This window comes from Nocardioides sp. NPDC051685 (assembly GCF_044453405.1).
Lineage (GTDB): Bacteria > Actinomycetota > Actinomycetes > Propionibacteriales > Nocardioidaceae > Nocardioides.
This window is the reverse complement of the sequence record NZ_JBITCR010000012.1, coordinates 1-22,962: the sequence shown is the minus strand read 5'-3', so window position 1 is coordinate 22,962 and position 22,962 is coordinate 1. Positions and strand designations below refer to the sequence as shown.

The 22,962-nt window shown below is 68.8% G+C and carries 28 protein-coding genes; 13 read left to right on the top strand and 15 right to left on the bottom strand.

Features of this window, described 5'->3' with window-relative positions; genetic code table 11:
* Positions 1-25 precede the first annotated feature (25 nt).
* From ACIA03_RS25325 to ACIA03_RS25295, 7 genes are all read left to right on the top strand, one after another.
* Positions 26-1,783 (top strand): DUF429 domain-containing protein, encoded by a 1,758-nt coding sequence (locus tag ACIA03_RS25325; protein ID WP_396987723.1) that lies wholly within the window; start codon positions 26-28, stop codon positions 1,781-1,783.
* A 119-nt stretch (positions 1,784-1,902) separates the two neighbouring features.
* The gene (locus ACIA03_RS25320) at positions 1,903-3,441 is read left to right on the top strand and encodes a molybdopterin-dependent oxidoreductase (RefSeq protein ID WP_396987721.1); all 1,539 of its coding nucleotides are present in this window, start codon (positions 1,903-1,905) and stop codon (positions 3,439-3,441) included.
* Between the two features lie 79 nt (positions 3,442-3,520).
* On the top strand, positions 3,521-4,168 hold the full coding sequence (locus tag ACIA03_RS25315) for a fasciclin domain-containing protein (protein ID WP_396987719.1): 648 nt from the start codon (positions 3,521-3,523) through the stop codon (positions 4,166-4,168).
* A 37-nt stretch (positions 4,169-4,205) separates the two neighbouring features.
* The gene (gene sigK, locus ACIA03_RS25310) at positions 4,206-4,805 is read left to right on the top strand and encodes an ECF RNA polymerase sigma factor SigK (protein WP_396987717.1); all 600 of its coding nucleotides are present in this window, start codon (positions 4,206-4,208) and stop codon (positions 4,803-4,805) included.
* Positions 4,802-5,557 carry an anti-sigma factor domain-containing protein gene (locus ACIA03_RS25305; RefSeq protein ID WP_396987715.1) on the top strand — a complete coding sequence of 252 codons (756 nt, stop codon included), beginning with the start codon at positions 4,802-4,804 and terminating at the stop codon, positions 5,555-5,557. Before sigK ends, ACIA03_RS25305 begins: the two co-directional genes overlap by 4 nt.
* Before the next feature lie 206 nt (positions 5,558-5,763).
* Positions 5,764-5,898 (top strand): hypothetical protein, encoded by a 135-nt coding sequence (locus ACIA03_RS25300; RefSeq protein ID WP_396987713.1) that lies wholly within the window; start codon positions 5,764-5,766, stop codon positions 5,896-5,898.
* A complete protein-coding gene (locus ACIA03_RS25295) occupies positions 5,898-7,037 on the top strand; it encodes a N(5)-(carboxyethyl)ornithine synthase (RefSeq protein ID WP_396987711.1) in 1,140 nt (379 codons plus the stop codon). Before ACIA03_RS25300 ends, ACIA03_RS25295 begins: the two co-directional genes overlap by 1 nt.
* Positions 7,038-7,044: 7 nt before the next feature.
* Here the strand turns inward: ACIA03_RS25295 and ACIA03_RS25290 are convergent, their stop codons facing one another.
* Positions 7,045-7,821 carry an NPP1 family protein gene (locus ACIA03_RS25290; protein WP_396987709.1) on the bottom strand — a complete coding sequence of 259 codons (777 nt, stop codon included), beginning with the start codon at positions 7,819-7,821 and terminating at the stop codon, positions 7,045-7,047.
* A gap of 134 nt (positions 7,822-7,955) precedes the next feature.
* Here ACIA03_RS25290 and ACIA03_RS25285 point away from each other — a divergent pair, with 134 nt between their 5' ends.
* Entirely contained in the window at positions 7,956-8,399 is a 444-nt protein-coding gene (locus tag ACIA03_RS25285) for a TY-Chap domain-containing protein (protein ID WP_396987707.1), read from the top strand.
* On the opposite strand, the gene ACIA03_RS25280 is transcribed toward ACIA03_RS25285, so the two are convergent.
* The 8 genes from ACIA03_RS25280 to ACIA03_RS25245 all read right to left on the bottom strand — a co-directional run bounded on the left by ACIA03_RS25280 (position 8,393) and on the right by ACIA03_RS25245 (position 13,161).
* Positions 8,393-8,848: a hypothetical protein gene (locus ACIA03_RS25280; RefSeq protein WP_396987705.1), complete on the bottom strand. Its 456-nt coding sequence runs from the start codon at positions 8,846-8,848 to the stop codon at positions 8,393-8,395. The genes ACIA03_RS25285 and ACIA03_RS25280 overlap by 7 nt on opposite strands.
* Positions 8,845-9,270, bottom strand: coding sequence for a hypothetical protein (locus ACIA03_RS25275; protein WP_396987703.1), 426 nt, complete (start codon positions 9,268-9,270; stop codon positions 8,845-8,847). The genes ACIA03_RS25280 and ACIA03_RS25275 overlap by 4 nt, the downstream gene beginning before the upstream one ends.
* 2 nt (positions 9,271-9,272) lie before the next feature.
* On the bottom strand, positions 9,273-9,632 hold the full coding sequence (locus ACIA03_RS25270) for a hypothetical protein (RefSeq protein ID WP_396987701.1): 360 nt from the start codon (positions 9,630-9,632) through the stop codon (positions 9,273-9,275).
* A 7-nt stretch (positions 9,633-9,639) separates the two neighbouring features.
* On the bottom strand, positions 9,640-10,842 hold the full coding sequence (locus ACIA03_RS25265) for a hypothetical protein (protein ID WP_396987699.1): 1,203 nt from the start codon (positions 10,840-10,842) through the stop codon (positions 9,640-9,642).
* On the bottom strand, positions 10,842-11,144 hold the full coding sequence (locus ACIA03_RS25260; protein ID WP_396987697.1) for a hypothetical protein: 303 nt from the start codon (positions 11,142-11,144) through the stop codon (positions 10,842-10,844). The genes ACIA03_RS25265 and ACIA03_RS25260 overlap by 1 nt, the downstream gene beginning before the upstream one ends.
* A 102-nt stretch (positions 11,145-11,246) precedes the next feature.
* Positions 11,247-12,389 (bottom strand): hypothetical protein, encoded by a 1,143-nt coding sequence (locus ACIA03_RS25255; protein WP_396987695.1) that lies wholly within the window; start codon positions 12,387-12,389, stop codon positions 11,247-11,249.
* Positions 12,390-12,494: 105 nt separating this feature from the next.
* Positions 12,495-12,755, bottom strand: a complete 261-nt coding sequence (locus tag ACIA03_RS25250; protein WP_396987693.1) for a metal-sensitive transcriptional regulator — start codon at positions 12,753-12,755, stop codon at positions 12,495-12,497.
* Positions 12,739-13,161, bottom strand: a complete 423-nt coding sequence (locus ACIA03_RS25245; protein ID WP_396987691.1) for a DUF302 domain-containing protein — start codon at positions 13,159-13,161, stop codon at positions 12,739-12,741. The genes ACIA03_RS25250 and ACIA03_RS25245 overlap by 17 nt, the downstream gene beginning before the upstream one ends.
* 127 nt (positions 13,162-13,288) lie before the next feature.
* Here ACIA03_RS25245 and ACIA03_RS25240 point away from each other — a divergent pair, with 127 nt between their 5' ends.
* Positions 13,289-13,507, top strand: a complete 219-nt coding sequence (locus ACIA03_RS25240; RefSeq protein ID WP_396987689.1) for a hypothetical protein — start codon at positions 13,289-13,291, stop codon at positions 13,505-13,507.
* A gap of 35 nt (positions 13,508-13,542) precedes the next feature.
* The gene (locus ACIA03_RS25235) at positions 13,543-13,713 is read left to right on the top strand and encodes a hypothetical protein (RefSeq protein WP_396987687.1); all 171 of its coding nucleotides are present in this window, start codon (positions 13,543-13,545) and stop codon (positions 13,711-13,713) included.
* A 23-nt stretch (positions 13,714-13,736) separates the two neighbouring features.
* On the opposite strand, the gene ACIA03_RS25230 is transcribed toward ACIA03_RS25235, so the two are convergent.
* Entirely contained in the window at positions 13,737-14,384 is a 648-nt protein-coding gene (locus ACIA03_RS25230; RefSeq protein WP_396987685.1) for a hypothetical protein, read from the bottom strand.
* On the bottom strand, positions 14,384-14,662 hold the full coding sequence (locus ACIA03_RS25225) for an SHOCT domain-containing protein (RefSeq protein WP_396987683.1): 279 nt from the start codon (positions 14,660-14,662) through the stop codon (positions 14,384-14,386). Before ACIA03_RS25225 ends, ACIA03_RS25230 begins: the two co-directional genes overlap by 1 nt.
* 223 nt (positions 14,663-14,885) lie before the next feature.
* Here ACIA03_RS25225 and ACIA03_RS25220 point away from each other — a divergent pair, with 223 nt between their 5' ends.
* Both ACIA03_RS25220 and ACIA03_RS25215 read left to right on the top strand, forming a co-directional pair.
* Entirely contained in the window at positions 14,886-15,887 is a 1,002-nt protein-coding gene (locus ACIA03_RS25220; RefSeq protein WP_396987681.1) for a hypothetical protein, read from the top strand.
* A 70-nt stretch (positions 15,888-15,957) separates the two neighbouring features.
* Complete coding sequence (locus ACIA03_RS25215) at positions 15,958-16,782, top strand: PIG-L deacetylase family protein (RefSeq protein WP_396987679.1); 825 nt, start codon at positions 15,958-15,960, stop codon at positions 16,780-16,782.
* Between the two features lie 29 nt (positions 16,783-16,811).
* Here the strand turns inward: ACIA03_RS25215 and ACIA03_RS25210 are convergent, their stop codons facing one another.
* The 3 genes from ACIA03_RS25210 to nrdR all read right to left on the bottom strand — a co-directional run bounded on the left by ACIA03_RS25210 (position 16,812) and on the right by nrdR (position 20,883).
* Positions 16,812-17,177 (bottom strand): HIT domain-containing protein, encoded by a 366-nt coding sequence (locus ACIA03_RS25210; protein WP_396987677.1) that lies wholly within the window; start codon positions 17,175-17,177, stop codon positions 16,812-16,814.
* Between the two features lie 131 nt (positions 17,178-17,308).
* Entirely contained in the window at positions 17,309-20,230 is a 2,922-nt protein-coding gene (locus tag ACIA03_RS25205) for a vitamin B12-dependent ribonucleotide reductase (RefSeq protein WP_396987675.1), read from the bottom strand.
* Between the two features lie 152 nt (positions 20,231-20,382).
* The gene (gene nrdR, locus ACIA03_RS25200) at positions 20,383-20,883 is read right to left on the bottom strand and encodes a transcriptional regulator NrdR (protein WP_396987673.1); all 501 of its coding nucleotides are present in this window, start codon (positions 20,881-20,883) and stop codon (positions 20,383-20,385) included.
* Between the two features lie 398 nt (positions 20,884-21,281).
* On the opposite strand from nrdR, the gene ACIA03_RS25195 reads away from it, so the two are divergent.
* Positions 21,282-22,193 carry a hypothetical protein gene (locus tag ACIA03_RS25195; RefSeq protein WP_396987671.1) on the top strand — a complete coding sequence of 304 codons (912 nt, stop codon included), beginning with the start codon at positions 21,282-21,284 and terminating at the stop codon, positions 22,191-22,193.
* A gap of 191 nt (positions 22,194-22,384) precedes the next feature.
* Here the strand turns inward: ACIA03_RS25195 and ACIA03_RS25190 are convergent, their stop codons facing one another.
* Positions 22,385-22,762, bottom strand: coding sequence for a LysM peptidoglycan-binding domain-containing protein (locus ACIA03_RS25190; RefSeq protein ID WP_396987669.1), 378 nt, complete (start codon positions 22,760-22,762; stop codon positions 22,385-22,387).
* Positions 22,763-22,962 lie beyond the last annotated feature (200 nt).

Below are 22,962 nucleotides of genomic sequence, written 5' to 3'. Positions count from 1 at the left end.
CCGCACGGGCGGGCAGGCTGGCCCCATGTACTTCATCGGAGTCGACCTCGCCTGGGGCGTGCGCAGGCCGACCGGCCTGGCCGTCCTGGACGAGGAGGGCCGCCTCGTCCACGTCTCGGCCGCCAAGACCGACGACGAGATCGTCGCCGCCCTGGAGCCGTACGTCGACGGCGACTGCCTGGTCGCGATCGACGCTCCCCTGATCGTCACCAACCCCACCGGGAACCGTCCGGCCGAGGCGGCGCTCAACAAGGACTTCGCCCGCTTCGACGCGGGTGCGCACCCGACCAACACCAGCAAGCCGGAGTTCAGCGAGCAGCCGCGGGGCGCCCGGATCGCGGCCCGGCTCGGGCTCGACATGAACCCCCGCTCGGGCCGACGGCGGCGGGCGATCGAGGTCTATCCGCACCCCGCGACGGTCGCGTTGTTCCGCCTGGGCCGGACCCTGAAGTACAAGCACAAGTCGGGGCGTGAGGTCGACCAGCTCCGTGCCGAGCTGCTCGTGCTGCTCGGCCTGCTCGAGGGTCTGACGACCGCCGAGCCGCCGCTGCTGCTCGACGACCCGTCCTGGCTCGCCCTCCGCACCGCCGCCGAGAGTGCCGTACGCAAGAGCGAGCTGCGCGCGGTCGAGGACCAGGTCGACGCGGTCCTGTGTGCCTACATCGGCCTGTTCGCGACCCGCGCACCGGACCGGACCACGACCTACGGCGACTTCGCCACCGGCTACATCGTCACGCCGACGCTGCCCGATGACCTCCGCCCCACACCGCGCGGACGGGCCGGGGCGACGGTCCACGACCCCGGGACCGCGGTCCGTGAGTACGCCGCGCTCCAGCCGATCCTGCAGGAGGCAGCCGACCAATACGTACGGCTGGTGACCTCGATCCTCGACGAGGCGGGCATCAACTACCTGACCGTGACCTCGCGCGCCAAGTCGGTCGCGTCGTTCGCGGCCAAGGCGGCGCGCACCGTCGACGGACGGCCGGTCTTCACCGACCCGCTCCGCGAGATCACCGACCAGATCGGGCTACGGGTGATCACGTACGTCCACAGCGACGTCCAGGCCGTCGCCGACCTCCTCGACGACCAGGTCGTGGTCCACGACGACCGCGACATGGGCGAGGAGACCGCGAGCGAGGGCCGGTTCGGCTACGCCAGCCGCCACCTGCTGGTCAGTCTCGACCCCGCGCGCGAGGGCCAGGCGGCGTACGAGCTGTTGCGCGGCCGCCAGGCGCAGATCCAGATCCGCACCGTGCTGCAGCACGCCTGGGCCGAGTTCGAGCACGACATCCGCTACAAGGGCACGATCCCCAGCGAGCACGTACCCGACTTCGACCGCCGGTTCACGCTCGCGGCCGGGCTGCTCGAGCTCGCCGACCGCGAGTTCTCCACGATCAGGGACCGGCTGCGGCAGGGCGTGACCGGCGCCAGCACCGAGGCCGTCGACGACGACCCGCGCATCAGCCCCCGTGAGCTGGCGGCGTTCCTCGCCGGGCAGTACGCCGACGCCGGCTGGTCGCGCACCGACCACTACGGGTGGATCTCCGGCGTCATCCTCGAGCTGGGCATCACCTCGCTGACCGAGCTCGGCGACGCGTTGCGCTCGGTGGACGAGGACACCCTCATGGCGCGGATGGACTACCGCTATCCGCCGGGCGCCGTGCGGCGGCTCGACGACGCGCTGCTCTGGGTCTACGGCGACACGTACGTCGGGCTGCGCGCCAATGCGCAGAGGGTGGCCGGCCTGCGGGCCAGGCTCGCCAAGATGCACGACACGGACTGAGTCGATCGCCCGTGTAACACGCTGTTCGTAGGACTATCCGGTCGTTCTCATAGGGCGAGTAGTCCTACGAACAGCGTGTTACAGGAAATCCGCTCCGTCTCCGGGCGCGAACCACCCCCATGAGACGTCTGGATCGTCACACCCTCGCCCATGCCGCCGCCGGCGTGCTCGCCGGAGCGGTCGGCATGTCCGTCGCGCACCTGACGGCCGCGCTGCTGACGCCGGCCTCGTCACCGGCGCTCGCGGTCAGCACCGCGGTCATCGACGCCACCCCCACTCCGGTCAAGGAGTGGGCGGTGCGCGAGCTCGGCAGCGCGGACAAGCCGATCCTGATCGGCAGCGTGCTGCTGGTCACGATCGCGTTCGCCGCCGCGATCGGCGTCGTGGCCCGCCGACGGCTGCGACTCGCCGTCGCGCTCATCGCGGGACTCGTCGTGCTCGCCGGAGCCGCCGTGGTCCGCCAGCCGCTCTTCGAGGTCACCGACCTCGTGCCCACGGTTGTGGCGCTCGTCCTCGGGCCCGCCGTGCTGGTGCTGCTGACCCGCGCCCTGACCACGGAGCGCACACCGGCTCACCGGAGCGACGCCCCGAGCGAGGGCGCTGCCACCCGCCGCAGCGTGCTGATCGGCTTCGGGGCGCTGGCCCTCGTCTCCGCCGCGGCAGCGACCGGCGGGCAGCTCATCGTTCGTGGTCGCACCGCGCTCGCCGACATCATGCTGCCGCGGGTCCGCGACCCGTTGCCCACGCTGCCGGCGGGGCTGGAGGAGAAGCACAAGGGGATCTCCCGGTTCATCACCCGCAACCGCGACTTCTACCGGGTCGACACCAAGCTGGCCGTCCCGATCGTCGACCAGAACAGCTGGTCGCTGACCATCGACGGGGACGTCGAGCGCGAGCTGACCTTCAGCTACGACGACCTGCGTGAACGGGAGAACGTCGAGCACGACATCACCCTGACCTGCGTCTCCAACGAGGTGGGCGGCAAGCTCGTCGGCGCGGCGCGCTGGACCGGCGTACCTCTCAAGGACCTGCTCGAGGAGGCCGGCGTCGGGAAGGACGCCGACCAGATCCTCTCGACCGACGTCGAGGGGTTCACGATCAGCACCCCGCTCGAGGCGGCGCTCGACGGCCGAAACGCGATGATCGCGCTCGGCATGAACGGCGAGGTCCTCCCCCGCACCCACGGCTTCCCGGCCAGGCTGGTCGTGCCCGGCCTCTACGGGTACGTCGGTGCCACCAAGTGGGTCACCAAGCTCACTCTGACCCGCTATGACGAGGCGACGGCCTACTGGACCGACCGCGACTGGGCCATCGATGCCCCGATCAAGCTCTCCAGCCGGATCGACACGCCCCGGCCGCTGAGCAACATCCCCGCCGGCCGCACCGTGATCGGCGGCGTCGCCTGGGCCCAGCATCACGGCGTCGCCAAGGTCGACGTACGCATCGACGGCGGCCGCTGGCAGCAGGCCGAGCTCGGCCCGGACGCCGGGATCGACTACTGGCGCCAGTGGTTCCTGCCCTGGGACGCCGATCCCGGCAGCCATCAGCTGGCCGTGCGGGTCACCGACCGCGACGGCACCGTGCAGAGCGACGACCGCGCCGCCCCGTTCCCGGACGGGTCGAGCGGCATCCAGGAAATCGTCGTCACCGTCACCTGAAAAAAGAAGAAATCCGATCTGGCCACCGTGCCGAAGCCCTCATGACAGCAACAAAGAACCTCCCTCGAAAGGCCCTTCCATGAAGATCAACACGATCACCCGCACCGGCAGCGCGGCCGCCACCCTGGCCCTCCTGCTGGGACTCGGACTCTCGGCATGTGGGTCCGAGGACACCGGCGCCAAGGACAGCGGCTCCAAGACCGACGAGTCCTCCGAGTCGATGCCCGCTGAGACCGACGAGGCCGACAACGCCGGGGCGCAGACCTTCGGTGAAGGCTGCAAGCTGATCCCCGCCGACGGCGCCGGCTCGTTCAACGGCATGGCGACCGCACCGGTCGCCTCCGCCGCGAGCGCCAACCCGCTGCTCAAGACCCTGGTAGCCGCGGTTGGCCAGGCCAAGCTGGTCGACACGCTCAACAGCGCCGACGGGCTCACCGTCTTCGCCCCGACCGACGACGCCTTCAAGAAGATCCCGAAGGCCGACCTGGACGCCGTGATGGCCGACAACAAGACGCTGACCAAGATCCTCACCCACCACGTCGTGGCCGGCCAGCTCGGTCCGGACGAGGTCGCCGGTGAGCACGAGACCCTGGCCGGCGACAAGATCGACGTCAAGGGATCCGACGAGAACTTCACCGTGGGCAAGGAGAACGCCAAGGTGCTGTGCGGCAACATCCCGACCGCCAACGCCACGGTGTACGTCGTCGACACCGTCCTGATGCCCTGATCGGGACATCGGACCGGATATCCGCGAGGATCGACACATGAGACCGCTCAGCTCAGTTCCCTCCGGCGACTCGTCGCCGGAGGGATCCGGGTCCCTGGGGCTCGCCGAACTCCTCCGTCGTACCGCCCGAGGCGACGAGGAAGCCTTCGCCGCCCTCTATGACGCGACCTCCGCCCGTGTGCACGGACTGGTGCTGCGGGTGGTGCGTGACCCGGCCCAGGCCGAGGAGGTCACCCAGGAGACGTTCCTCCAGGTGTGGCGCACGGCAAGCCGGTACGACGAGAGCCTGGGCAGCGCCCATTCGTGGCTGCTGACACTCGCTCATCGCCGTGCGGTCGACCGGGTCCGGTCAGCGGAGTCCGCCGGTCGCAACGACACCGCCTACCACGGCACGACCCAGACCCCGCCCCACGACACGACGGCCGAGGCCGTGGAGACCTCCCTGGAGGCCCGCCGCGTCCATTCGGCACTCGAGACCCTGACAGCTGTGCAACGGGAGGCACTACAGCTGGCCTACTTCGGCGGTTACACCCACACTGAGGTCGCCGCCATGCTTGATCTGCCGATAGGCACTGCAAAAACCCGTATCCGGGACGGACTGATCCGGTTGCGCGACGCGATGGGAGTGAGCCGATGACCGCGCATGACATTCACGCCCTCTCCGGGGCCTACGCCGTCGACGCGCTCGACGACGTCGAGCGCGCTCGGTTCGAGGAGCATCTCGCCGTCTGCGCGGACTGCCGTGACGAGGTGGCCAGCCTCCGCGACAGCACCTGGATGCTCGGCGCACTGACCGACACCGCCCCGCCACCGGAGATGCGCGACCGCCTGCTCGCCGGCATCAAGGAGATCCGGCCGCTACCGCCGGAGACCGCGCCGCGTCACCGAGCCGACGAGACCGTCTCCCCGGCGACCGCGTCGACCGGCCGCCACCGGTTCGGGTGGCGTACGTTCGCCGCCGCGGCCGCGGTGCTGGCCGTCGTCGGCACCGGTACGGTCGCCGCCGTCGAACTGATCCGTGACGACACCAGCCAGACCATGTCGACGGCAGAGCGGGTGCTGCGTGCGGACGACGCGACGACCGTGGCCGTCGACCTGCCCGGCAAGGCGCGGGCCCGGGTGGTCCGCTCGGTCTCGGAGAACAGGGCCGTGCTGGTCACCTCCGGGATGCCGGCCGCCCCTTCGGGCAAGGTCTATGAGCTCTGGCTCCAGCACGACAACGTCATGGTCCCCGCGGGCCTGATGCCCAAGGGCAGCGACCAGACCTTCGTGCTCGAGGGCGACGCCGCCGATGCGAGCGCGGCCGGGATCACCGTCGAGCCCGAGGGAGGCTCCGACGAACCGACCTCGGCCCCGATCGCACTGTTCGACTTCTCGCAGAGCACCTGAGCTGCGGGAAGTGGAAGCCGGCCGGCTCAGGCGTAAGGCTCGAGGGAGGCCTCGGCCGGCTTCCAGGTCGCCGCGCCGAATTGGGCTGCGACGAGGCGGTCCGGATGCCGACTGAGCCCCCTCGAGCCGAAGACGACAGCTACTGACCAGCAAGGGCGTACTGTCGAAGGATGGAGCCATTCAGGCTTCCCATCAGAGAGATCCCCATGAGCGACAAGTCGCCGCGACAGAAGATGTCCAAGAAGTCCGGGAAATCCATCAAGGCGAAGCGCGCCGAGAAGCGCAACGCCGGGTCCGAGGAGACCCTCGCCGACAAGATCCACCCGCCGAAGAAGAGATGATGCATCTGGGGCTCGGTGTCATCGGCTCGTCGGCCAAGGAGAACGAGCACCGGCTGCCGCTCCACCCCGAGCACATCCCGCACCTGGACCCTGACATCCGGTCCAGGATCACTCTCGAGGACGGGTATGGCGCCCGGTTCGGGGTCAGCGACGAGACTCTCGGGACGTACGTCGCCGGGTTCGCGTCACGCGACCAGATCTTGGCCGACTCCGACGTCGTGCTGCTCCCCAAGCCGCAGCTCGAGGACGTCGAGGCGCTGAGCGCCGGGCAGACGCTCTGGGGCTGGCCGCACTGCGTACAGGACCCAGAGCTGACCCAGATCGCCATCGACCGGCGCCTGACCCTGATCGCCTTCGAGGCGATGAACCACTGGACAAGCGACGGTGCGGTCGGGCTGCACGTGTTCCACAAGAACAACGAGCTGGCCGGCTACTGCTCGGTCCTCCAAGCGCTCGAGCTGGCCGGGTTGACCGGTGACTACGGTCGCCGCCTGAGCGCGGTGGTGATCGGGTTCGGGGCCACCGCACGTGGCGCCGTGACCGCCCTCAACGCGCACGGGGTGCACGAGGTCGCGGTGCTCACCAACCGAGAGGTGGCCGCGGTCGGCTCACCGATCCACTCGGTGCGGATCCGGCAGTTCGACCACGAGCCGGACGGCAATCACCTCAGCCACGTGATCACCGAGCGGGGACGCGAGCCCCTGGCGCCGTACCTCGCGGAGAACGACATCGTCGTCAACTGCACTCTGCAGGACACGGCCAACCCGCTGATCTACCTCGAGGAGAAGGACCTGTCCGCGTTCCGCCCCGGCAGCGTCATCGTCGACGTCTCCTGCGACCTGGGCATGGGCTTCGCCTGGGCCCGGCCGACCACCTTCGACGAGCCCGCCTTCGTGGTCGGCGACAACGTCCTCTACTACGCGGTCGACCACAGTCCGTCGTACCTGTGGAACTCGGCGACCTGGGAGAACAGCAACGCGTTGATCCCGTTCCTGCGGCCGGCGCTCGAGGGACCCACCGCGTGGGACGCCGTCGAGACGCTGCGCCGAGCGATCGAGATCCGCGACGGCCGGGTGCTCAACCCCGCCATTCTCGCCTTCCAGGGGCGCGCGACGGAGGCGCCGTACGCCCTGGTGTGACCAGGAGTCAGGCGTAGGGGTCGAGGGAGACCCCGGCCGGCTTGCCGTTGGCCAGCGTGCTGCCGAAGCGCGCGTCGGTGAGCTTGAAGGTGGCGGCGCCGAAGTCGGCCGCGACGAGGCGGTCGCGGATGCCGGCCGGGTAGTTGTCCCAGCCGACCAGGCCCTTGACCTGCCAGACGCCCTCGTGGTTCTCGGGCGGCTCGTCGCCGCCGTCGGCCTTGGGGAAGCGGAAGCAGTGGGTGCTGCCGCCGTCCTTGTGATAGACGGCCTTGGGGTGCGTACCGCCCTCGAACTGCAGCTCCGACTCGGGCTTGATTTCATAGCCGGAGTGCTGGGAGACCGACATGTAGCGGGCGTGACCGTCCTGCACCCACACGATGATGTGCTCCCAGTCGTGGCGGTGGCCGGCCGAGCCAGGGCCCCAGGAGACCTGGTCCTTCTCGAAGTAGTAGCCGTAGAGGTACGCACACCAGCCGTTGTTGCACTTCGAGCGGGAGTAGACGTTGGTGTTCTGCAGGTCGGAGAGGTCACGGCACTGGCCGTTGACCGTGCCGCCCATCGCCAGGCCGCCGTTGAGCGTGCCGTCCGGGCCGATCGCCGGGGTGCTGTAACAACCGTCGGTGTCGAAGTCGAGGGCCGGCTGCCAGGTGCGGTCGGCCTCCGGCGCCGAGGCCGGCAGCGCCGGCGGCGGGGCGGCCCAGGCGGCCGCCGGGATGGCGGTGAGAAGTGCGGCGAGCGGAAGCGCGAGGGCGAGCTTGCGGGTGAGTCGTTTCCCGAGAGGCATGTGGGGGTCCCTTGTCCGTGGGGGGCAGCTCATCGATGCAACCAGTGCCGCGAGCGTGTGACAACCCCTGGGGTGTGAACACGGCGGTAACGCCGCTCCCCGGCCGTGCGTCGCCCGTTTGGTTGGATGGACGGATGGACGCGACGCAGTGGCAGGAACGGATCGCCTCCGAGCTCGCCGATCTCGGGCAGCAGGAGTTCGTGGTGGTGGGTGAGCCGGAGCCGGCGGCACCGGAGCCGTCAGGCTTCCTGGCTCGGCTCAGGTCCAAGGCGTCGGCGCCCGCGCCGTTCCGCTGGGGTCAGGTGCTGTGCGTGGACGAGACCCTCTACGCCGAGTTCACAGGTACGCAGCACATCGGTGGCACCTGGCAGGCCTCGGCCGAGCAGCACGAAGCGCTTCGCGCGGCCGGCTGGCTCACGCCCGGGGAGACCGACCCGATCGCCCCGGCTCCTGGGTTGCCGCACTACTGGCGCACCGTGTCCCAGCCGGAGGCTGAGTTCGTCGCCCGCCTCCTCGTCGACGCCTTCGGCATCCTCGGCGCCGACTTCGCGACCCTCACGCTCCGCCGGGATCAGTAGGCGCCGAGCTGCTGGCACAGCAACCGGTAGAAGGCGGTGTTGGTCACCGGGGTGAGCCTGTCCGCCAGCGCGAGATGGAGGCCGCCGGGGCCGTTGATGCCGGCGAGCTGCCACGAGTCGACGGTGATCGACCAGGCGGTGCGGGCGCCGAGCTCCTGCAGGACCGCGTCACGTGTGTCCTGGTCCTCACCCAGCAGCTCGGCCATCCGGGCGGTCGGGAACGGGCGCACCGACCCGACGGCGCCCTTGACCGGGCGGATCTTCAGCGTGCGGACCAGGCTCGGGACCAGGTGGCCCCGTGGGAGGTCGAGGGGCTGCGTACGGGTGCCGTCGAGGCCGAGCTCGAGGTGGATGCCCATCGGGTCGACCGCGGCGCGGTGCTCGAGCCGTCCGCCCGGTCCGGCGAGGATCCAGGTGACCTCCGTCGGCGCGGTCGTCGCCGCGCTCATGCCGGGCTCCAGGTCGCGGCGGTGGCGTCGATCTGGGCCGCCCAGGTCGCATAGTCGCTGGTCACGACCGTGGCGGTCAGGGTGTGGCCGACTCCGTCGATCGCGACGAACCACTGCTCCATGGTCAGCGCGGAGCCGCCCGGCCCGTCGTACATCGCCAGCCGCCGCCCCGCCTCCTGCCCGGCGATCGTGAGCCGCTCGAGGTCGATCGGCGTGTAGCCCGGCATCATCTCGGCGAACGCCATCTCCGAGCCGACCTGCCAATCGCGGAACCCGAGGTCGCCGTTGGTCTGGGCAGTCACGGTGAGGTTCGAGCGGAAGGTCCCGCTCTCCGGTGCGAGCGCCAGGAAACGTACGCCCTCGGGTGGGTCGACGCTCTCCCAGCCGTCCGGGAGCGTCAGGGTCGTCTGGAGATCGGACAAGGTCACTTCTTTCCCGCGCTGCGCTTCTTCTTCGGGCGCGACTCGCGATACCACTTCGGCTTGATGAACGACGGCGTGGGCACGACGACCAGCAGCGGGTAGACGATGCAGGTGAGCAGGAAGAGCCCACCGATGACCGTCCATGCCGCGGTCTGCTCCGGCACCAGCCCGAACGCCGTCGAGCCGGTGATGGCCAGCGCGGAGATGCACGGCAGATGGATGAGTACGACGTCCTCGCCCACACCGCCCCGGTTCCACGCGGTCGCCCAGGAACGGGCACGAGCGGAGAGCCCGAGATGCTGCCAGATGCTGACCCCGGCGCCGATGACGCCGGCGACGAGGATGAGTGCGGCCCAGATCATTGCGGTCCTAGTCCCAGAAGGTGATGGCGTCGCCGACATCGGAGGCTACCTCGCCGGCGCCCTCCGCGAAGTCGCTGACCCCGTCGACCACGGCCTCACCGAGCTCACCGGCCTCGTCGACCACGAAGTCGGCGGCCTTGCCGGCCAGCCCCGAGCCGATGGCACCACCGATCACGCCACCGACGACACCGCCGATGACCGTGCCCGGGCCGGGGAAGATGCTGCCGATCGCTGCACCGGCCTGAGCGCCGGCCCAGGCTCCACCCGCGGCGCCCGCGGTCGTGATCGCGGAGGTGCTCACCGTACGGCTCACCCGCTCCGTCGTCGACAGCGACGGGTCGTCGGCGTCCTTCTGCCACTGCTCCCACGCCGAGGTGCCGGCCGTGACCACCCAGCCCGCCCGGGTCGCCCACTTGCCCGCGGTGAGCCACTTGCCGCGTACGGCTGCCTTGTTGGCCTTCGCGTGCCAGTTCTTGTCGCTGAGCACCTTCGCGGCGCGCTCCAGCTTCGTCAGGCTCGACGGGCTGGCGAACCGGCCGTTCACCCGCGGCTGGAACGTGCCGTAACGGCTCTTCACCATCCAGTCGACGCCGGCACCGGCACCCAGACCGGCCAGCCCCAGAGCGTACGCACCGATCTGCATGCCGTCGGAGAAGTCCTTCGGCAGCAGGCCCAGGTCCTCGAGGCGGTCCTCGATCCAGCCGTCGCCGGTCGACTTCGAGATCGCCTTGCCGAGGTCCTCGTGGGCGTTGTCCTCGTCCTTGCGAGCCGTCTCGACCCGGCTGACCAGGTCGTTCCACTTCTCGACCTTGGTGTTGTGGGCGTTGACGTCGTCCTCGGAGGCGTCCTCGCCCGGGTCGGTCGGCGGCGAGATCATGGTGCTGCTGACCGTGAGCCCAGCGCCGCTGGCTTCGGTGCGGATCGTCGACATCTTGGTCTCGACCGCCTTGAGGTCGCCCGAGAAGGTCGAGAGACCCTTGCCCATGGCCTCGATGCGCGACTCGAGCTGACGCAGATCGCTCTTGCGCTTCTCCGCCTTCGACTCGAAGGCGGCCCCGGCCTGGCCCTTCCACGAGCCTGCGGTCTTGATCGCCTTGCCGAGATCGTCGAGCGCGTCCCCCACCGCGTCCTTGGCGGTCGTGCACGCATCCGCCGCGGTCTGCGCCGCCGACGCGTCGCCGTAGACCTTGGTGTCCATCGCCTCGGCCATCAGCTGCCCCTCACCTTCTGCTCCTGGCGCCTGCCCGCATCGCCGGCGGCGTGATCGGACGTGGTCGCGTGATCGAGGGCGTTCTGCACGCTGTCGCCGAGCGACCCCAGACCCTCGGACATCCCACCGACCGCTGCTGCCAGGGACGCCAGCGCGGTCGCGACCTCGGAGGACGACTCGCCGACGTCGGGCGTCTTCTGCAACGGCTCGGCCTGCTTGAAGAGGTCTCCGCCGGCGGTGTCGAGCGTGTTCTTGATGGACCTGAGATCGTCTGGATTGACGTGGATGTCGTCGTCGGTCATGCCTTCGTCCTACCCGCTCTCGCCGATTTCAAACACGGACGAAAGTAAAAAGCCCTGTAGGGCGGCGCATAGACAGGTGTGCGCGAGCGACCTCGCGGAGTTTCAGGCGGCCTCCTCGTGGTGGTCGACCAGGTCGCGGATGAGGCCCGCCGCGGGCTCCCGGACGAAGTCCGCGAATCCGACAAGCGCGGCCCGGCCTTCAGGCGGCAGCCCCGCGCGCAGCGCGGTGATGGTCTCCGGACGGACCAGCCAGGCGGCCAGGCAGGCCGGATAGTCGGCAGGATGGGTGAACAGCTCGGCGAGCTCTTCGTCATCGGGGTGGTGGAAGGCGTGCAGCCCAGCGTCCATGGCGAGGTTGACCAGGGCGTGAGGGATGTCGGTGAGCAGTCCGTAGTCGCGCAGCCCCCGGCGGATCCAGATCTCGCTCGGATCCTGGGCACAGGCGTCCCGCAGCGCCTCGATCCATCTGTCCGGCTCGTCCGCCACTGCGTACGCCACCTCGTCCGGTACCCGCAACGGCGCCGTCTCGAACATCCACCCGCTCGCCAGCGGCACGATCCGGCCGATCGCGCACTCCCCGTCCTCGATGAGCATGCCGGCTCCGAGGTTGATCGTGCGCACCTGCTCCCCGGTCTCCGGGTCCTCCCAGAGCAGATGTCGCGGCTCCCGCTCGAGAAGGCGTACGCCGCGCATCGGTGCCCCGACCCACTCCCAGATCCGGTCGGCGCCGGCGATGAGATCACCGGAAGCGTTGTGGCGCAGGAACACCTCGAGCCCGCCGAGGTCGTAGAGGAACGCCTGGCGGTAGACCCAGTCGCGATCCATGATCTGGATCCGGTCGGCCTCCCGGTCGCGGACAGGGTCGGGACCTCCACGGACGTCGAGCGCGGCGTTGATCGCCTTCGACATCCGCCACTGATTGCGCGGATGGGTCCCCTGCATCGCCTGCGCGACGATCCATCGCGAATGGGCCCACCTGGGCATGAGCACCCCGAGCAGGTGCATCTGTTCCAGCCGCTCGAGGCGCGACGGATGCCAGAACTGCTCCTTGTCGAGCTGGTCGCTGGTCTTGTGGATGATCCCCAGGGCCGCGTCCACGTCCCCGCGAGCCTCGGCATCGTTGACCGCGAACATCGCCGGCCAGTAGGGACTGTCGACGACCTTCTCGGCGAACGACCGTCGCCGCGGGTCCCCGAACCTGTTGGGCGGCCGGGGCGACCTCTCGTGCTTCTTTCGTTTGGGCATGGCCCCAGCACACCGCCGATCCCGCCGTCCCGCCACCCACATCGGCGGGCCTGTGGATAACCCGGTCCCGAACCCCACCTGTGGACAGCAACCGGCCCGGCCGCCTCAGGCCAGCGCGAGGAAGAGCTTCTCCATCTTCTTGGTGTCCACGCTGTCGCGCCCACCCTCGGCGAGACACTTCTCCAGCCCAGTGGCGACCAGGGCGTAGCCACCCCGGCTGACTGCCTTGTTCACCGCCGCGAGCTGGGTGAGCGCGTCCTCGCACTCCGAGCCTTCCTCGAGCATCCGGATCACCGAGGCGAGGTGTCCGTTGGCGCGCTTGAGTCGGATGATGATGGCCTTGATCTCGTCAGGCTCGAGCCGCATCGTCGTCTTTCTTCTTTCCAGTGAGTGCTTCCAGCATGCCGCTGAGACGCTGACGCGCATCCGCCGCGACCTCGGCGACACCCGCATCCGTGCTGAACGAGGTCATCGCGGACGGGTCGAAGATCTCGACCCGGGTCTCCTCGCCCTCGTCAGCGACCACGACATTGCACGGCAGCATCGTCGCGATCCGTGGATCGGCCTCGATCGCACGATGAGCGAGCTGGGGCATGCAGGCTCCGAGGATCACCTGCTGGGGAATGTCGACACCGAGCTTGGCGCGCAAGGTCGCGGCCAGATCGATCTCCGTGATGACACCGAACCCGGCCTCACCGAGGAGTTGTCGCACGCGCTCCAGGGTCGCCTCGTACGCCGCAGGAACGGTGGCTGTCAGCGTGAAACTGATCATCGGTCTCCTTCTTTCTCCAAGATTCTATAACCCCCCAGGGGGTTATGCTACCGTCGATATCGTAACCCCCCGGGGGGTTATAGACACAGAGGCCGCCCCTCGAAGACAGCAGCAGGAAGGAACCGCCATGACCACGACGACCGACATCGACTCACCCCACACCGAGTCACCCCACGGGAAGAGCGTCCTGCGGGACCTCGGCCCCCTCCACAAGGAGCTGCGCCGCGCGATCCCCGACGTCTACAAGGGCTGGGGCGAGCTCTCCAAGGCAGCGTTCGCCGACGGCGCGCTCGACGCCTTCCGCGAGTTCGTCGACGCTCTCGACGCCGGCGAACCGCCCGCCTGACCACCGACCCAGAACCACAGAACAGGACTCGAACCATGTGTCGCTCCGTACGCTGCAAGAAGTGCGGCAAGACCACCTGGGCCGGCTGCGGCCGCCACGTCTCCCAGGTCAAGGCCTCCGTGCCCTCCAACCGCTGGTGCCCCGGGCACTCCGCCGACCCCAAGGACCCCAACGGCACGCTGCTGAGCCGTATCCTCGGCCGCTGACCGAACCGCAGGAGCCCGCGTGGCTATTCGCCCTCGGACATCTCCTCGAACTCCCCGTGCCAGCTGTGATACCAGACGGCACCCGTGACGGCGTTCACCGAGAGCATCCCCTCGATGCGGTCGCCCTCCAACGTGTGCAGGGTGAAATAGCCGGGAAAGGCTTCGGGTTCGTCGACGGCGAGCCCGCCGTGGTCATCGGCCCACGCCTGCGCGACGTCCCGGGCCTGCTCGGCGCTGAGCCGGGCGCGGGTGCCGGGTCGGGCCATCATCCCGTAGCGGGTGTTCCACATCATGGCCGGCCCGAACTCGAGCTGCACGGCCCCGGTCGAGGGGTTGATCAGCACCTCGGTGGCTTTGTCCCCATCGGTCTCCTCGAGCTCTGCGTAGTAGTTGTTGGCGAACCGCATCACCTCGCCCACACGCAGCTCCGGTCCCAGCTCTTTGGCGAAGTCGTCGGCTCGGTCCCGTGCCTCGGCGAGGTCGTCCACCGGGTCGCGGTCACCGGCCAGCCACCCCGACTCGGCCGGACCACCCATCATCGGCATGCCCGTTCCGCCCCAAGGGCCGAACCCTCGGTCGTCGTCCTCATCCTGGGTGACCAGCCAGATCCCGGAGCCGAGCATCGCGAGCAGAGCGATCAGCGGAACCCACAGCTCCTTCGCCGTACGCATCACCGGGGCTCGGTCCCGGTGGACCTGGAGGAGCGCAGGGTGGCGCGCATCGACCGGTAGGTCTCCTCGTCCAGCTCCCCGGCGGCGAAGCGCCGGTCCAAGATGTCCTCCGCGCTCTCCGTGGGGGCTCCGCCCGGTCGCGGCGCGACGTCCCTCCACCCACCTCCGGTCGGCAGCACACGGGCGATGACCCAGATGACCAAGGTGATCAGCCCGACCCAGAAGATGGTCATGGCGATCCAACCCACGGCGCCCATGCCGTATCCGTAACCCATCATTTGTCGACTCCTGCCCTTCGGACGAAGGCCGACGGCACGGCTGCGCGGCGCCCTTCATACAGTGATCGTCACGCGCCGGTCGACAGGGAGACAGGGACGAAGGCCACACATCGGAGGGCCGGAAGGCTGTCGGTGCTCCCACCTATCGTTCCGAGGAAACCAACGGCGACATGGGAGCCCACGTCCACCGTGACTCCCACGTCAGGAAATCAAGTCGAGGCCCATGGACACCGACATCGATGCCGAGCGCGCCGCCCACGATCTCGTGGGGCGGCGGATGTGGGCTGCGCGTGAGCTCGAGCTGCAGGACGGCGTGGCCAGCCGCACGCAGCTCATCCTGGGCGGTTACACACCCAACGACATCCGCCGGGCGATCCGACGCCGCGAGATGCATGCAACACACCGCGGCGTCTACGTCACCCACACCGGCCCGCTCACGTGGCGCCAGCGCGCCTGGGCGGCGGTGCTCTACGCCGAGCCCGCGGCCCTGTGCGGGCCATCCGCCCTCGAACCGAAGAGCACCGATGAAGCCGGCGCACCCATCCACGTAGCCATCGACCACACCCGCCGCCTCGCTCCGCCGCCCGGCGTCGTCGTCCACCGAGTCGTCGGCCTGTCCCGACAGATCTTTGCGGGAGCACGCCCTCCCCGCCTCAAGCTCGAGGACAGCGCCCTCCTCCAAACCCGAGAAGCCACCTCCGAGATCGAGGTGATCGGCTTCCTGACCGACATCATCGGCCGCCGAGGAGTGACCACCAATGCCGTACGCACCGCACTGAAGCGACACCCGCGACTCCCCCGCCGCGCCTTCATCCGCGACCTCCTCACCGACGTGGACGCCGGCACCTGCTCGGTCCTCGAGCACGCCTATCTCACCCGAGTCGAACGTGCCCACGGACTCCCGAGGGGCACCCGCCAGAGCCGGCGACTGACGCCAACGGGGAAGGAGTTCCGCGACGTCGAGTATGAGACGTACGGACTCGTCGTCGAGCTGGACGGCCGCCTCAACCACGAGTCCTGGAGAGCTCAGGGCCGCGATGCCGACCGCGACCTCGACGACCTGGCCCTCGGCAGCCGGGCCACCGCCCGCATCCGCTGGCACCAGGTCTTCGGCACCTCCTGTCGAACCGCAGCCAGGATCGCCCAGATCCTGAAGAACCAGGGATGGAACGGGATGCCGACCCCCTGCGGCGAGGGGTGTGACCTTCCGACGTGGGAGTCCTGAGGTCACCCAGTGACACCGGGACTCCCACGTCCTCCTACGCCTCCACGCCCGCGATGTAGCGTGTGGGGGCATGTTCGGTGACCTGGGGGTCGATGACCTGAGCGGTGCAATCGTGCTCGTCGTGCACGCTCACCCTGACGACGAGGTGTTCGCCACCGGAGCCGCGGTGATCGCTGCCAAGGCCGCCGGGGCGCGGACTCACCTGCGCATCTTCACAGGCGGCGAGGGTCGCGACAGCCTGTTGACCCCGTCAGATCTCGCGAGCGCACGCCGGGCCAAGGAGACTCGGCTCGTAGCGTCAGCAGGGCTGCTCGGGATCGACACCTGGGACTACCTGACCGAGCCCGGACGCTGGACGGACACCCCGCACGCACCAGCCCGGACGATCGGCGCGGCTGCCACCGCCGACATCGCCGCCCCCGTCAGGACCGCGCTCGAGGCGCTGTGCCCTGACATCGTTCTCACCGTCGGACCGGACGGACTGACCGGACACCCGGACCACATCGCCTGCCACCACGCAGTCGCTCACGCCCTGGCAACGGCGATCCATCGCCCTCGGGTTGCCCTCGGCGCGGTCCTGGACCAGCGTTCGGTGAGAGCAGCCGCCGAGACCGCTCGAGCAGTCACCGGCCGCCCCGTCGGGTCCGGGCGAGTCACCGGGATGGCCCTCGACACCTCGGTCATCACGGTCACCGGGCCGCCCGGAACCGACGACCGACGCAGGCGGGCCCTCGATGCGTACGTCCCCGGCCTGGGAACCTCGAACGCGACCGACGTCGATACCGAGCGCATGGGCACGGGCGACTCGGTCCTGCTCCGCTTCATCCTGGACACGGACGGCTGGACGCAGGACCATTTCGTCCCCCTGCGCGTCCACGCAACCTGGGAGTCCTGAGGTCACCCGGTGACACCAGGACTCCCACATCAGCTCTGATCTCGGCGCCCGCCGCTGTGGATGTGGACGTGCAGGTGCTTGGAGTCCTGGTAGGCGCCTAGATTGGTGAGAACTGCCGCGGCGCCGTGTTCGCGCTCCACGTCCCGGGCCACCGCCTGGACGACACGGAGCAACTCACGTACGTCAGCCTCATCCTCGGCGCACACGGTCGTGAGCGATCCGATATGACGCTTGGGGACCGCCACGATGTGGACGGCCCAGAACGGGCGTGTGTGATGGAACGCCAGCACGTGTTCGTCCTCGTGCACGACGTCGAGGCGATCCGGGTGCGGGATCGCGACATCGCAATAGAAGTCGGTCCCTGCATACGGAGCGTCCGTGCCAGCTGAGTTCATCCGGAGACCCTATTTCCCACGCAACCTGGGAGTCCTGAGGTCACCCAGTGACACCACGACTCCCACGTCCCTGAAAACGAGCCGGTCCCGCGCCCTCTCGGGCACGGGACCGGACTCAGTCACTCAGAGGCTCAGCTGCAACCGGAGGTCGAGCCGCAGCCCTCGCAGACGTAGCAGGAGCCGGCGGGGCGCATCTTGGTGCCGCAGGTGAAGCAGAGCGGGCTGTCGATGGCCATGCCGCTGATCGACTCGAGCAGCTCGGCGGTGGTGTGGGCGGTGGCCTTCGGCGCCTCCTCGACGACCTCGGCCTCCTCCTCGACCTCTGCCTCGACCGGCTCGGCAACAGCCGCAACCTTGCGCTCCGGAGCCGGCTTCTGGACGAGCTCGGCGGCGGTGGTGCCGTTGCCGAGCTGCTCGTAGGAGCCGGTCTCGAGGTAGCGCTGACGCTCGTCGGCGGAGTAGATGCCGAGAGCCGAGCGGTCCTCGAAGGACATGTAGTCCAGCGCCAGCCGGCGGAAGACGTAGTCCATGAGCGACTGCGCCATGCGTACGTCCGGGTCGTCGGTCAGACCGGCGGGCTCGAACTTCAGGTTGGTGAACTTGGAGACGTAGGTCTCCAGCGGCACGCCGTACTGAAGGCCGACGGACACCGCGATGGAGAAGGCGTCCATGACACCGGCCAGGGTCGAGCCCTGCTTGCCGAGCTTGAGGAAGACCTCGCCGAGCTCGCCGTCGGCGTGCGCACCGGAGGTCATGTAGCCCTCGGCGCCACCGACCGTGAAGGAGGTGGTGCGCGAGACGCGGGACTTCGGCAGGCGCTTGCGGGTCGGGGCGTAGACGATCTTCTCGATGATCTTCTCGACGACCTCGGGCTCGACCTCGGCTGCGGCCGGAGCCTCCGGAGCGGCGGTGGAGAGACCCTGGTCCTTCTTGGCGCCCTCCGACTTGCCGTCGGCCAGCGGCTGGCCGACCTTGCAGTTGTCGCGGTAGATCGCGGTGGCCTTCAGGCCGAGCTTCCACGACTCCATGTAGACCTGCTCGATCTCCTCGACGGTCGCGGTCTCGGGGAGGTTGACGGTCTTGGAGATCGCACCGGAGAGGAACGGCTGGGTGGCCGCCATCATGCGTACGTGGCCCATCGGCTGCAGCGCGCGCTTGCCCATCGCGGTGTCGAAGACCTCGTAGTGCTCCTGGCGCAGGCCGGGGGCGTCGATGACGTGGCCGTGCTCGGCGATGTAGGCGACGATCGCCTCGATCTGCTCGGGCTGGTAGCCCATCTTCTTCAGCGCACGCGGGATCACCTGGTTGACGATCTGCATCGAGCCGCCACCGACGAGCTTCTTGAACTTGACCAGCGAGAAGTCGGGCTCGATGCCGGTGGTGTCGCAGTCCATCATGAAGCCGATGGTGCCGGTCGGCGCGAGCAGCGAGGCCTGGGCGTTGCGGAAGCCGTTGACCTTGCCGATCTCGACGACGTCGTTCCACACCCGGGTGGCCGCGTCGATGATGTTGCGGTCGACCGGGTTGATCGAGCGGACCGCGTCGTTGGCGGCCTGGTGCTTGCGCATGACCCGCTGGTGGGCCTCGGCGTTGCGGGCGTAACCGGCGTACGGGCCGACGACGCCGGCCAGCTCGGCCGAGCGCTTGTAGCCGGCACCGGTCATCAGCGAGGTGATGGCGGCGGCCATCGTGCGGCCACCCTCGCTGTCGTAGCCCAGACCCATCGCCATCAGCAGGGCGCCGAGGTTGGCGTAGCCGATGCCGAGCTGGCGGTAGTCGCGGGTGGTCTCGCCGATCGCCTCGGTCGGGAAGTCGGCGAAGCAGATGGAGATGTCCATCGCGGTGAAGACGACCTCGCAGGCCTGCTGGAAGCGGACCGCGTCGAAGGTGTCGTCGTCCTTGAGGAACTTCAGCAGGTTCAGCGACGCCAGGTTGCAGGAGGAGTTGTCCAGCGACATGTACTCCGAGCACGGGTTGGAGCCGGTGATCCGGCCCGTCTCCGGGTTGGTGTGCCAGTCGTTGATGGTGTCGTCGTACTGCAGACCCGGGTCGGCACACTCCCACGCGGCGATCGAGATCTTGCGGAACAGCTCGCGGGCGTCGATCTCCTCGATGACCTCACCGGTCGTACGCGCCCGGAGGCCGAACTTCTTGCCCTCCTCCACGGCGCGCATGAACTCGTCGGAGACACGCACGGAGTTGTTGGCGTTCTGGTACTGCACGGACGAGATGTCCTTGCCGCCCAGGTCCATGTCGAAGCCGGCGTCGCGCAGCGCGCGGATCTTGTCCTCCTCGCGCGCCTTGGTCTCGACGAACTCCTCGATGTCGGGGTGGTCGACGTCGAGCACGACCATCTTCGCCGCACGGCGGGTGGCGCCACCGGACTTGATGGTGCCCGCGGACGCGTCGGCGCCGCGCATGAAGGAGACCGGGCCGGAGGCGGTGCCGCCGGAGGACTTCAGCAGCTCCTTGGAGGAGCGGATGCGGGAGAGGTTGAGACCGGCACCGGAGCCGCCCTTGAAGATCAGGCCCTCCTCCTTGTACCAGTTCAGGATCGAGTCCATGGAGTCGTCGACCGAGAGGATGAAACAGGCCGAGACCTGCTGGGGGGACTCGGTGCCGACGTTGAACCAGACCGGCGAGTTGAAGGCGAAGTGCTGGTTGACCAGCAGCCAGGTGAGCTCGCGACCGAAGAGGTCGGCGTCGGCCTCGGAGGCGAAGTAGCCGTTCTCCTTGCCGGAGGCGACGTAGGTGTTCACGACCCGGTCGATCAGCTGCTTCAGGCTCTGCTCACGCTTGTCGGTGCCGAGGGCACCGCGGAAGTACTTGGTCGTCACGATCGTCGAGGCGTTGATCGACCAGAAGTCGGGGAACTCGACTCCGGTCTGCTCGAAGACGGTCTCACCCGTCTTCCAGTTCTTCTGGACGACGTCGCGTCGCTCCCAGGTGATCTCGTCGTAGGGGTGGACGCCCTCGGTGCTGAAGATCCGCTCGATCTTCAGCCCGGCGCCCGCCTTCGCCGATGTCTGTGCCTCTGATGCCGTGTCTGTCATTTCGTTCCCCCTGTTGTCATCGATCGCTGTGCCGTACTGCTGGTCGGTGCTGATGGTGGAGTCCTTGCTCTGTTCTGTCTGTCTTGCTGGATGGCCCGGACAGGTCGCTTCCCCACGGCCTGCCCGGGCCGGTCTGTGTGATCCCGTGGGACCTAGTCGGAGCCCACCGGGGCCTCGACCGGATGTTCTGTCTCGAAGTCCTGGACTTCCCGTTCCGTACGCAGCATCTGGATCTCACGCTCGAAGTCGTCCGCCGAGCCGAAGGCCCGGTAGACGCTCGCGAAGCGCAGGTAGGCCACCTCGTCGAGCTCGCGCAGCGGCGCGAGGATCGCCAGTCCCACCTCGTTGCTGGGAACCTCGGCCAGACCCTGGCTCCGCAGCGCCTGCTCGACCTCCTGGCCGAGGCAGGCAAGCTGGTCCTCGGTGACCGGACGCCCCTTGCACGCCTTGCGTACGCCGTGCACCGCTTTGTCGCGGCTGAACGGCTCCGCCGCGCCGGAGCGCTTGGCCACCATCAGCTGCATCTGCTCGACGGTCGTGAACCGCTTCCCACATTCCTGACAGACCCGGCGGCGCCGGATCTGGCCGCCGTCCTCGGCCACGCGGGAGTCGAGCACCTTGGTGTCGCTGTGTCGGCAGAACGGACAGTGCACGGTCGAGCCCCTCTCGTGAGACCTGTGGATCCAGGCCGTCTCAACGGCGGCCCGAGCCTGTGGAACCTGTGGATATGAGCGTGAGCCCCTGTGGAACAACACCCTCGTCGCTGTGGGCCATCCACCCGTTCATGTGAACTAGATGTGGATAACTACAGCCGTGTAACTACTAGATGTAGTGGTAACCGTACGCCCGCCCCCCAGACGATGCAAGCGAGGGTCGCGTTTCCCCGCGTGTCCGGCGTGTCGCCGGTCAAACACCGAAAGATTCCGGTTCAACGGCGCCGGGCTGGCCCGGATGCGTAAGAATGGCCCCCGTGACAAACATCTCCGGAGGAAATCGCGTCGGGTCGCGGAGAGGCACGCGCCCCAGAAGCGGTCCCCGGCCACCTTTCATCTTGCCTGCGATCGCGACACTGGCATCCCTCATCGCCTGGGGAGTGCTCGTGTGGGTCGCCGTCGGTTTCGGGGCCGACGCACGGGGAGGCGATTCCGGCGCCTGGGCAAAGCTCGCCATCGCGGCAGTCGTTGCCGTCGCCTGCCTCTTCCTGACCTTCACCTTCGCCGGGAAGGCCTGGCGGGCCCTCTCCGGCTCCCCCACCCCGCCACCCGCCGACGACTACACCGGAAGCCACTCCAGCGCCTACGTCGAGGAGCAGGACTACCCGGACCAGGCCTATTCGGAGGCCTACCCGGAGCAGCCCTACACGGACCAGCCCTACGGCGAGCAGAACTACTACGGCACCGGTTCCTACGGCTACGAGGACACCGGCTCCTACGGCCGGCACAACTCCGACACCGGGAGCCAGCCGCCTTACGGCGACACCGGGAGCCGCTCGGCCTACACCGACACCTCCACCCCGTCGCCCTACGACTACTCCGTCGGCGATCAGGGTTACGGCAACACCGGCAGCCGGGCAGCCTACGGCGCACCGTCCTACCAGCCGCCGACCAGTCCACCGCCGACCCCGCAGCCCTACTACACCAGCCCACCGACGCCCACCTCGACGCCGCAGAGCACCCCGGGGTACGCCCCGCAGGGATACAGCACCGACAGCTATCCCACCCAGCAGGCCGGCTCGACGCAGTATCAGTCCGGGGCCTACCAGACTCCTACCGGCTACGGTCAGACCGGCTCCAGGGCTCGACTGACCCAGGACCCCGCCGCGACCCAGGCGATGCCCACCCAGCGGCAACCCCAGGAGCCGCCCGCCGCCGAGCCGGACGACGAGTGGCCGCCGAGGCACAGCGCCCGCAACAAGCCGTGGCCCCCGGCCGACCCGGACACCCCCTACCGCGGCCGCCACTAGCAGCGACATGACAGCGAGAGTGCTGCAGACGCTTCCCATCGTCTGCAGCACTCTCACTTTCCCCGGTAGCCGGCCGCCAGGGTGCCCGCTGCGCGGGCTGACTCCCTCGCTCGGCGCGAGCGGACGAGCAAGCTCGCCGCCCGACCTCGCTCAGTCGTCTCGAAGGAGCGGCCGGACATCTGAGAGGCGCCCTACGGCGCGGTCGGGATGATCAGGGTCTGCCCGGACACGAGCATCGAGGACTCGAGACCGTTGAGCTCCTTGATCGTCTGCTCCATCTCCCGAATCGAAGCATCGGTGCCGGCGACAGCGTCCGAGGAGATGTCCCAGAGCGTGTCGCCATCGCCGACGACCATCGTGTGGGCGGAGGGACTGGGGCTTTTTTCGGCACCACCCTCCACCGCGAAGGCCACCCGCGCCCCGACGAAGGCGATCGCGAAGAGGACGACGAGCGCAAAGGCGAAGACGACCACCCGGCCGCGACGGGTGAGCCGCACGGTCGAGCGACGCACCTCCCGCACCGGACGGGGCGGCTCGGCTACGGGCAGCACATAGACGGTTGCACTCATCACGGCCTCCAGTTCACAAGTCTCTCGATCACGTGTTCGATCGAGCACATGTTCGAAGGTAGATCACGTGTTCGAACAACGCAAGTAGCGACCCCAAAGAATTTTTGTGATGTCTCAGGACTCCGGTGACAGTTCTGCGTCAGGACATCGGTGACGGTTGATGTGTCAGGACTTGGGTGACGGTTCGGGGGTTGTGGGGC